Source organism: Nitratidesulfovibrio liaohensis (assembly GCF_011682075.1).
GTDB classification, from domain to species: domain Bacteria; phylum Desulfobacterota; class Desulfovibrionia; order Desulfovibrionales; family Desulfovibrionaceae; genus Cupidesulfovibrio; species Cupidesulfovibrio liaohensis.
The window spans coordinates 1-9,009 of record NZ_VSMK01000031.1 but is presented as its reverse complement, the minus strand read 5'-3'; the positions used below and the strand labels follow the sequence as shown (position 1 = coordinate 9,009).

General features: G+C 65.4%; 5 protein-coding genes and 1 pseudogene. 3 read left to right on the top strand and 3 right to left on the bottom strand.

The genetic code is table 11. The features are described 5' to 3' along the window. Positions 1 to 254: pseudogene (locus FVW27_RS01490) on the top strand (hypothetical protein); the annotation flags it as partial. 207 nt (positions 255 to 461) lie between these two features. Here the strand turns inward: FVW27_RS01490 and FVW27_RS01485 are convergent. From FVW27_RS01485 to FVW27_RS01475, 3 genes are all read right to left on the bottom strand, one after another. Beyond that, positions 462 to 1,235 carry an HD domain-containing protein gene (locus FVW27_RS01485; protein WP_243838138.1) on the bottom strand — a complete coding sequence of 258 codons (774 nt, stop codon included), beginning with the start codon at positions 1,233 to 1,235 and terminating at the stop codon, positions 462 to 464. 158 nt (positions 1,236 to 1,393) lie between these two features. Next, positions 1,394 to 1,825 (bottom strand): hemerythrin domain-containing protein, encoded by a 432-nt coding sequence (locus FVW27_RS01480; RefSeq protein ID WP_167122122.1) that lies wholly within the window; start codon positions 1,823 to 1,825, stop codon positions 1,394 to 1,396. Positions 1,826 to 2,359: 534 nt separating this feature from the next. Continuing rightward, on the bottom strand, positions 2,360 to 3,667 hold the full coding sequence (locus FVW27_RS01475) for a S1C family serine protease (RefSeq protein ID WP_167122120.1): 1,308 nt from the start codon (positions 3,665 to 3,667) through the stop codon (positions 2,360 to 2,362). 741 nt (positions 3,668 to 4,408) lie between these two features. Here FVW27_RS01475 and FVW27_RS20745 point away from each other — a divergent pair. Continuing rightward, positions 4,409 to 6,928: a LuxR C-terminal-related transcriptional regulator gene (locus FVW27_RS20745; protein ID WP_167122118.1), complete on the top strand. Its 2,520-nt coding sequence runs from the start codon at positions 4,409 to 4,411 to the stop codon at positions 6,926 to 6,928. 122 nt (positions 6,929 to 7,050) lie between these two features. Then, on the top strand, positions 7,051 to 9,009 hold a 1,959-nt coding region (locus FVW27_RS01465; RefSeq protein ID WP_424991840.1), incomplete at its 3' end, for a beta strand repeat-containing protein.

Genomic DNA, 9,009 nt, shown 5'->3' with positions numbered 1-9,009 from the left:
TGCTGGCCGCCCTGCTCTACGCGCGGCGCCAGGGACCCGCGTGGGGCGCGCGGGGCATGTGGGCCACCGGCCTGTTCTGGGCGGGCCTGACCGTGGCTTTCGAATTCCTGTTCGGGCATTACGTCGCCGGGCACCCGTGGCAACGGCTGCTGGCGGACTACGATGTGACGGCGGGGCGCGTCTGGGTGCTGGTACCGGTGGCGCTGGCGCTGGGACCGCGCCTGGCCTGGGAGTGGCTGCGCGGCAGGGGGTGACGCGACGCCGAAAGGAATGGGGAATGCGGTGCGGGGGACGGCACGGAAACGGCACCGCGCGGCAGGCGGTCCATGCAGTCAACGGTACACGCCCCAATCACGCCTGGTGCGAACCCAACCCGGCAGGAAGCGCCACGGGCCGCAGGCAACAAGGCTGGCGCGGGACCCCCCCGCAGAAAGGTGCACGGCGCGCCGGAAATCGGGACGTTACCGCCGCTCACCCAGCGGGCGGGTACCATCACCCTCGTCTCCCGCATCCACCCGGCGTGAGGTATCCTTGTCCACCAGCGCGCGCAGCCCAGCCAGCAACGGGTCCGCGTCGGTCTGGGCGCGGCCGTAGCCAAGATTGAAACCGTAGTCGAAACCGGCCGGGTTGGCGCCCTGGGCGTGCTGCACCAGCGTCTCCAGCTTGTCCAGACCCTTCACCAACCGCGCCTCCGGCGTGGACGCCGCATCGTATTCATCCCACAACGCCACGATGTCGTCGCGGGCCGGACCGACCAGATCGCCCAGCAGGGTCAGCAGGTCACGCCGTTCCGCATCGGCCTTGGCGTGGCCGGGGGCCTGATCCACGGCGGGGATGTCGCCGTTCAGGGCCTCGCCCAGGTCGTGCACCACGCACATGCGCAACACCCGCTCGAAGTCCAGGTGCGGGTACTGCGGCCGGACCAGCACGGCCAGCAGGCACAGTCGCCAGGTGTGCTCAGCCGTGCTTTCATGCCGCCCCGCCGAGGTCCAGGCGCAACGGGTTGTGTCCTTCAACCGCTCCGCGCGGCGCAGGAAGTTCAGCAACGGAACCGTCCCGTCCTGCGGCAAGGCGCCGGATGGCATGGCGTCAGGGGGCATGGCGTCAGGGGGCATGGCGTCAGGGGCCACGGCGTTCGGCGTGGCGGACACGTCGGACGGAACGGACCGGGCGGAGGCAAGCGCGGACTCGCGGCCCATATCGGCAGCGGAACCGGAAACGGCATCACGGGGCATGGGGCATCCTTTCTCGGGTCACGGCGCGCGCTGCATGCGCCGCCGCGCCCGGTACGCCGAACTGGCGCAAGCCTTTCCCATACTCCGTCCCCATTCCTGCCGCAACGCCGCTCGGCCTCTCCGGGCGCCCCCCCCCGGGACGGTCCCGGCAGGGGATGCTAGACCGCGCGGGCCTTTTCGTAGGCAGGGTAGAGGCGGCTTTCCTCGCGCTGGATGCGCATCTTCAGCGCGATGATGATGCGGCCAAGCTCGCGCGCAAAGTCCAGCCCGCCCGCATCCGCCGCGCCCGTGCTGGCATCGTACCGGGCAAAGAATTCCAGCAGGCCGCCGGATATGGACTGCATCTCCGAGGCAAAGGCATCGGCCACGTTGCCAAGGTCGCCCTTTCCGGCGGCCTGGCGCAACGCGGGATAGAGCATGGTGTCTTCCTTGCGCAGGTGGCGCGACAACAGTTCCTTGCAGGTGAACAGGCAGCGGCGTCCTTCTGCCGTGCCCAGGCCCAGGCGGCGGGCTTCTTCCAGGGTGTCCAGCAGGCGCTGGTGGTCGTCCTTCAGGTCGCGGATGAAATGTGCGGCGGTGATGGGGGCCATGATGTGTCTCCTTGCGGAAGCGGATTCGGTGTGGTGTGGACGGCGCGGCCACGTGCCTTCCGCCCACCCCCCATATAGACACCACCTCCACCCCCTTCCGTGAGCGCGGTCACATCCCGGCACGACTTTTTTGCAGGGGGTGCCAACGGTGAACGGCCATGCCGAAAGGGGACAACGCACCTGCAATCCCGGACAGTTGATGCACATTCCCCCGTGTCATGCTCCAACTCGGCGCCACTGCCTGTCCACTCCCGCCTCACCTTTGCCTGCCCTCTCTGATCGTGACCGCTCCATCTCCGTGGCGGCTTCGCCCCGGCCAGGCTCCAGCACGCACAAGGGCCGGGAGCGGATGCCCGCAGCCCGGCCCTTGTCCGAATACACTCTGGTGGTACGCCGCTGGTCCGCCCCGCCAGCGCAGCGTCAGGCGGGCACGGCACCGCGTCATTACCGCATCGGCACCGCGTCAGCCCGCATCAGCACCGCGCCAGCCCACTTCAGCCCGCGTCAGCCCGCGCCCGCCCGCGCCAGCCCGCATCAGGGCCTGGCGGGAATGCCCAGCACCTTCAGGGCGTCGGCAATGGGGATGAAGAAATTCACGCCGATCGGCACGCCGTTCTCCTGCATGCCGCTTACGGTGATCGCCACCACATGCCCGTTCCCGTCCACCAGCGGGCCACCACTGTTGCCGCCAAAAATCGTGGCATCGCTCTGCAGCACCCTGCCTTCCGACTTCCTGCGGTACCCGCTGGCAATCCCGCGTGAAATGGTGCCGGACAGCTTTTCCAGCATGGGCGCACCCACGGGAAACACCTCGGCCCCTGTGGCAACGTCCTCGGTCTGGATGTACAGCGGCTTCAGCCCCTCCATGTCGGCCTTCAGCAGGGCCACATCGCGGCGCTTGTCGCGCGCCACCACGCGGGTCACCACCGACGCCCCGCTCTGGAAGCGCACCCGCGCCCGTTCCGACTCTTCCACCACGTGGTAGTTGGTCAGTATGTAGCCGTCGTCGGTAACGACAAAGCCCGAGCCGTGGCTGTCACCCATCTGCACCAGCACGGCGGAATGGCGCACACTGTCCAGGGGCACGCGGGGCGTGTCCGGACCGGCCACCTGCACGCGCACGTCGGTCAGCACGGGCCGGGCCTCCTGCGTCTGCGTCAACTGCGGCGCCACATACGCGGAACCGGCGGGCATGGTGACCAGCTTGCGGAACTCCTCGTCCGCCAGCAGCCCCCGCGTGGCATGGGCAAAGGCCATGCGCAGCACCTCGGCACCGCCACCTTCCGTGGCCGAGTCCAGCTTGCCGTAGCCGGTGGTGGTGCGCCGCAACACCACCTGGCGGTCCACCGGCGAAAACACCTCCCAGTCCACCATCAGGTTGGCCTCGCCCTTGCTGGGAACGGGATTGCCCCAATCGTGCATGGGAAAGCAGATGTTCTTGCGTATTTCCGAAATATTGCCGCCTACCCACAGGTTGGCCCGCGACCTGTCGGGGTCGTCGAACAGGGCGCGCGTGTCACCCACCACCTTGAACCCGTTGCCGCCGGCCTCTTCCATGAACACTTCGGCCAGTTCGTCGCGCGTCAGTTCGGTGCGTTCCCCCAGCGCGGACGTGGCGACACGCGGAATGCACAAGCCGTCATAGGCCGCCGTTCCGTACACCTCGCCCCGGCGCATCTTGAGGGTAAGCCTGTATATCGTGATCGGCTGGACCTTGGCGTCCATCGCAAGGGGGCGCAGGTCGGGTTCCGGCACGGGGTCTACCCGTACCTTCTTCATGCAGGCAACAAGCGGCAGACAGGAGAGCAGGAGCAGGCAGGCGAGGATGCTGCGACAACGCATGGGGAGCCTCCGCTGGGGAAATTGGGATTGCGCATTGCACCACACTTCGCTCCGCCGTTCAAGATGTCCGATACAGACGGGGCGGCAGACTCCGGTATTCTGCCCTCACCCGGAACAACGCGAACGCATGCGACCGAGCCTGCCCCATACGTCGAGGTTCTCCAGTCATGCCCTCCCTGTACTGAGCTAGCTATTGCCTGACAGCAGGCTCCCCGAAGGACGTGGTCATGCCGTGCCCTACTGGGGTAGGGGGCAAGACGTCTTTCGGCACGGGCACCAGAAATTGCGCTTCTTCTCATATCGCACTTTGCACACTGTAACTTTGCAATCTTGATCCTTTATATCAAACTTACATGAGCATTCATAAAAATTGCGCATCTTCGAAAGACGAAAATATTGATGCAATAAGAAATCTATCCATCCATCACGCGCGATAATAAAATAAAAATGCCTGTTGGCATTTCTCCACGCTACACATATGCGCCCATCGAAATTGCATATAACATATATTTATTTTCGATTTTAAATTTTTATGAACTTTTTACGCGCCAAATATATATACACAAACGTCTCTTTAACGACAGCGGCTGCTGCAATACACATCACACGTACCGCCCTGTTCGATAACCACCTAAAAAACATGAGCATACGGCCAGCACCCGACAGGCTTGAAACCCCTCTCACAACAAATTATAGTTAAAAAATACAGTCAACTGCACACAAAAATACAAACGAAACCCCATGGCACGTCCACGCCGAACCGACATTCCGTACTTCTCCCCTCGCCTCAAGGCCAGACTGCACGAAGCCCTGAACATGCGCAGCGTGTTCATCGAGGCCCCATCAGGGTACGGAAAGACCACCATCGCGCAGAACTATCTGCGTGAACGCCTGCCCGATGGCGCGACATGGGTTCGGCACGTCTGCGTCGAGGAATCGCCCCAGGCCGCCTGGCGTCGCTTTTGCCAGACCATGCAGAAGGTTGATGCGCATACCGGCAGGACCATGCTGTCCTTTGGCCTGCCGGACGAGGACAGCGCCGGGCAACTGGCCTCGTTGCTGCGCGAACTGCCCTGCCCCACGCCCTTCTGGCTGGTGCTTGACGATTTTCACCACCTTGCCCCCCATGTGCCTGCGCCGATCTGGAAAGCCTTTCTGGAACACGAAGCCGCGCAACTGCGGCTGATCATCGTCACCCGGCCCGTTGCAACGCGCATCCTGCCCTATGAAAAGGCCGGCATCCTGCGCCTGAACGCCGACGACCTGCGCCTGACGGAAGCGGAATCCAGGGAATATGCGACCAGGGCGGGCATTGCGCTCAACGAGGCGCAGGCGCACGAACTGCACCGCCGCGCCGAAGGCTGGATCATAGCCGCAACGCTGTATTTGCGGCGCTGGAACGAGCGGGGGGCGTTTGCCCCGGCCTACAGCCAGGCCCATGATTCAGGACTGGATGACCTGCTGCGGGATGTGGTCTGGGACAATCTGGACGAGGCGGGGCAGGAGTGCCTGCTGCGCCTTTCTCCCTTTGACGCCTTTTCCGCGGAGCAGGCCGCGTTTCTGCTGGGCAAGGCGCGCCTTCCCCAGAAAACGTGGGGGGCGCTGCAACACAACGCCATGCTTCGGCATGACCCCGCCACGGGCCTGTACTATCCGCACAGCACGCTGCTGGATTTCACACGCAGGATATTTGCCGAACTGCCGGAAGCAACACGCCGCGACGCACTTCTTGCCGCTGGCGACTGGTGCGCCAGATGCGGCGACCTGGAGAACGCCTTCGTCTTCTATTACCGACTGGGTGACTACGAGCGCATTCTGGCGCTCGACCTTTCCGGCATGAAGGGCGAAGGCCTGCTGGACATGCCCGGCGTGTCCTATGTACCCGCGATCAGGGACATTGCGGCCAACAGTACGCGGGCCATGAAGGCCATGTATCCGCTTTCCGCCATCGCGCTGGCCCTCGACCTGCTGTCCGCCAACTGCCCCGAGGAATTCGGGGCCCTCTTCGCGGAGCTTGCCGACATCGTGGAAACGGAACCCTTTGCGACGGACCAGCGGAACTACCTGCGCGGCGAACTGCGGCTGCTGGAGGCCTTCACCTGCTACAACGACATCGCGGCCATGGGCGTGTGCATGCAGGACGCGCTGCAACTGGCGGGCAGGCAGACGTCCATGGTCCGGCTGGACGATTCCTGGACCTTCGGCAATGTGTCCGTGCTCTTCATGTTCCACCGCGAGGCCGGTCGGCTGGACGGTGAACTGGCGGACATGCAGACGTACTGCCCCCACTACCTTGCCCTGTCCGGGGGGCACGGGGCGGGCGGTCCGGAACTCATGGAGGCGGAATGCCGGTTGCATCGGGGCGATACCGACCCGGCGGAAATCTCCGGCTACAAGGCCCGGCACCAGGCCGCCCTGCGGGAGCAGGCCAGCATCGGCATAGGGGCGGAATTTCTTCTGGGCAGGGTGGCCCTGCTGCGAGGCAACGCCGCCGCCCTTGCCGACGCCATGGACAGTCTGGCCGACATCGCGGGGCAATTCCCGCAGCGGGCCAACCGGATGGCGGTGGACATGGCCCGCTCCTTCCTGATGAGCCTGCTGCACCAGCCGGACGAGATGGCCCCCTGGCTGCGCGAGGCCACGCCGGGTTCACTGGCCAAGCGCTTCTTCGTTCAGGTGCTCCCCTTTGCCGAACTGTGCCGCGCCCGCTATCTGCTGCTGTCCGGCAAGCCGGAATTGCTGCTTGGCGAAAGCGAAGCGGCCCTGGGCCTGGCCACCGCCCTCAATTATTCCCTGGCCCTGACCTACGGCCATCTGCACGTTGCCGCCGCATGGTCCATGCTGGGCAAACGCGACGCCGCCGCGGATTCCCTGCGCGCGGCCCTGGCCTTGGCCCTGCCGGACGGCCTGCTTTTGCCGTTTGCGGAATGCTGGCCCTGGATCGGCCCCCTGCTGGAGAAAATGCGCCCAGGCGTGTGCCCGGAAATGCCCCCGACATTTGCTTCGGACGTGTTCTCGCTGGCAGAGCGGCTGGAAGCCGGGCGGCGCGCCGTCGCGGACACGCTGTACTCCGCCCGGGGCCGGTTCGGGCTATCCCCGCGCGAAGACGAGGTGGCCCGCCTGATGGCGGACGGCCTGTCCTATGGGGAAATCGCGCAGCGCCTGTGCATCAGCCTGAACACGGTGAAAACCCACCTCAAGAACGCCTACCAGAAGGTCGGAACGTCCTCCCGGTCAGACATGAAGCGCCTGCTGTCGTGAAAATCACCCGAAACGGGTGATGCCGCAAAAAATGCCCGATGCTAGCCACCTTGGCTGCATCGGGCATTTTTGCGTGCTTCGACCTGTTGAAAAAAGCGCCCGCGACACCTCAGGAGGCTTCCATGTTCTCGCCCTTTCCCCCACGGTCCGCGCATGCCGCCACAAGGCCCCCCCGCGCACGCTACCTTTCCGTACCGCAACTGATCACCGTGGTGGGCGTGGCCCTGCTGGCCCTGCTGGCCCTGAGCGGGCCGCTGCGGGCCGCCAACACCGGCGGCACCGAGCAGGCAGACCCGTACAACCCCGTCATGAACGCCTACGTCGGCCAATACGACACGGCCGGCTACGTCGGCATTGATGGCGGGTACACCGGTAACGTCTATGGCGGCCAAAGCTCTGGCAACTTGGTCCAGGCCAACACCGTGATCCTGACCACCGGCACGGTGACCGGCACTGTTTACGGCGGCAGCAGTTGGAGCGACGAGGCCAAACAAAACATCGTAACCCTGTACGGCGCGCAGGTCGGCGAGTACATCTTCGGCGGGCATGTCCTTGCCGGCACGAGTGCGGCCACAGATAACACCGTGAACATAAATGGCGGCACGGTGGAGAGCGTGTACGGCGGCGCCTCTGCCTCCGGCAGCGTCTTGCGCAACAACGTGACCATAAATGGCCTGGGCAGCGCCTGGAGCCCGTCTGGCGCCGTGGTGAACTATGACGTCTTCGGCGGCTTCGTCAGCAACGCCGCCGACTCCTCCATCACCGCAGCCTACAACTCGGTGAACATGAACGGCGGCATGGTGGCTGGCAACATCTACGGCGGCATGATCGAATCCGGCGCGGGTGCGGCCACGGACAACACCGTGACAATGACCTATGGCACGGTGGCCAAGGACATCACCGGCGGCGAATCGACCTCCGGCGCATCCAGGCGCAACGCCGTGACCATTTCCGGCGGCTCGGTAAACGGATACGTCTACGGCGGCTACTCCAACTCCGACGATGCCACGGACAACACCGTGACCATCTCCGGCCTTGCTGCCGTGGGCGGCTACATTTATGGCGGCTTAGCCGAATCCGGCGGCGTCGCCACGGGCAACACCGTGACCATTTCCGGGGGCTCGGTGGACGGCGACGTGATCAGCGGCAGCTCCGGCGTGGCCACGGGCAACACCGTGAACATTTCCGGCGGCACGCTGGGCCGCAACGTCTACGGCGGCATCGGCAGCTCTGGAACCGCCCAGGATAACGACGTGAACATTTCCGGCGGCACGGTGGTCGGCTATGTCTACGGTGGCCGAGCCGACGGCAGCGGCACCGCCGCGAACAACGTAGTGACCATTTCCGGCGGCACGGTGCTCGGCTATGTCTACGGTGGCCGCGCCAGCGGCAGCGGCGACGCCGTGCTCAACACGGTGGCCATTACCGGCGGCGAGTTGCACGACAACGTCTATGGCGGCTCCTCCAACAACAGCGACGCCACGGGCAACACCGTGCGCATCGAGGGCACTCCCACCTTCGGGCCAACCAGCGCCCTGTACGGCGGCAATGCCAACACGGGCACCGGCGACGTGCGCACCGGCAACACCCTGGAAATGTGGACCACGGGCGTTTCGGTAAAGGGGCTGCACAACTTCCAGAACCTGTATTTCTTCCTGCCGTCCACCATCGCAGCGGGAAGCACCGTGCTCACGGTGGCCGACGCCGTGGACATCAGCACGCCCGCCACCGGACCTTCCACAGGCGCCACCACCGTGGGCGTGGGCATCATGGGCGGCGGCTCCCCCACGCTGGCCACGGGCGACAGCGTGACCCTGATCAAGTCCAACACCGGCCTGACGGCTGACGCGGGCCTGGCCAACACCATCTCGGGCATGCAGGGCATCTCCACCCTGTACACGTTCACGCTGGAGACCTCCGCCGACGCCCTGGTCGCCCGGGTGGGCGAGGCTTCCAACACCCACGAGGGCATCCGCAAGTCCCCGTCCGAAGGTCAGGCCGCCGGGGTGGCGGCCCTGACGCAGGGCGGCGACCTGGCTGGCGGACAGGGCATGGCCAGCGCCCAGCAGGCCGCCCGCGCC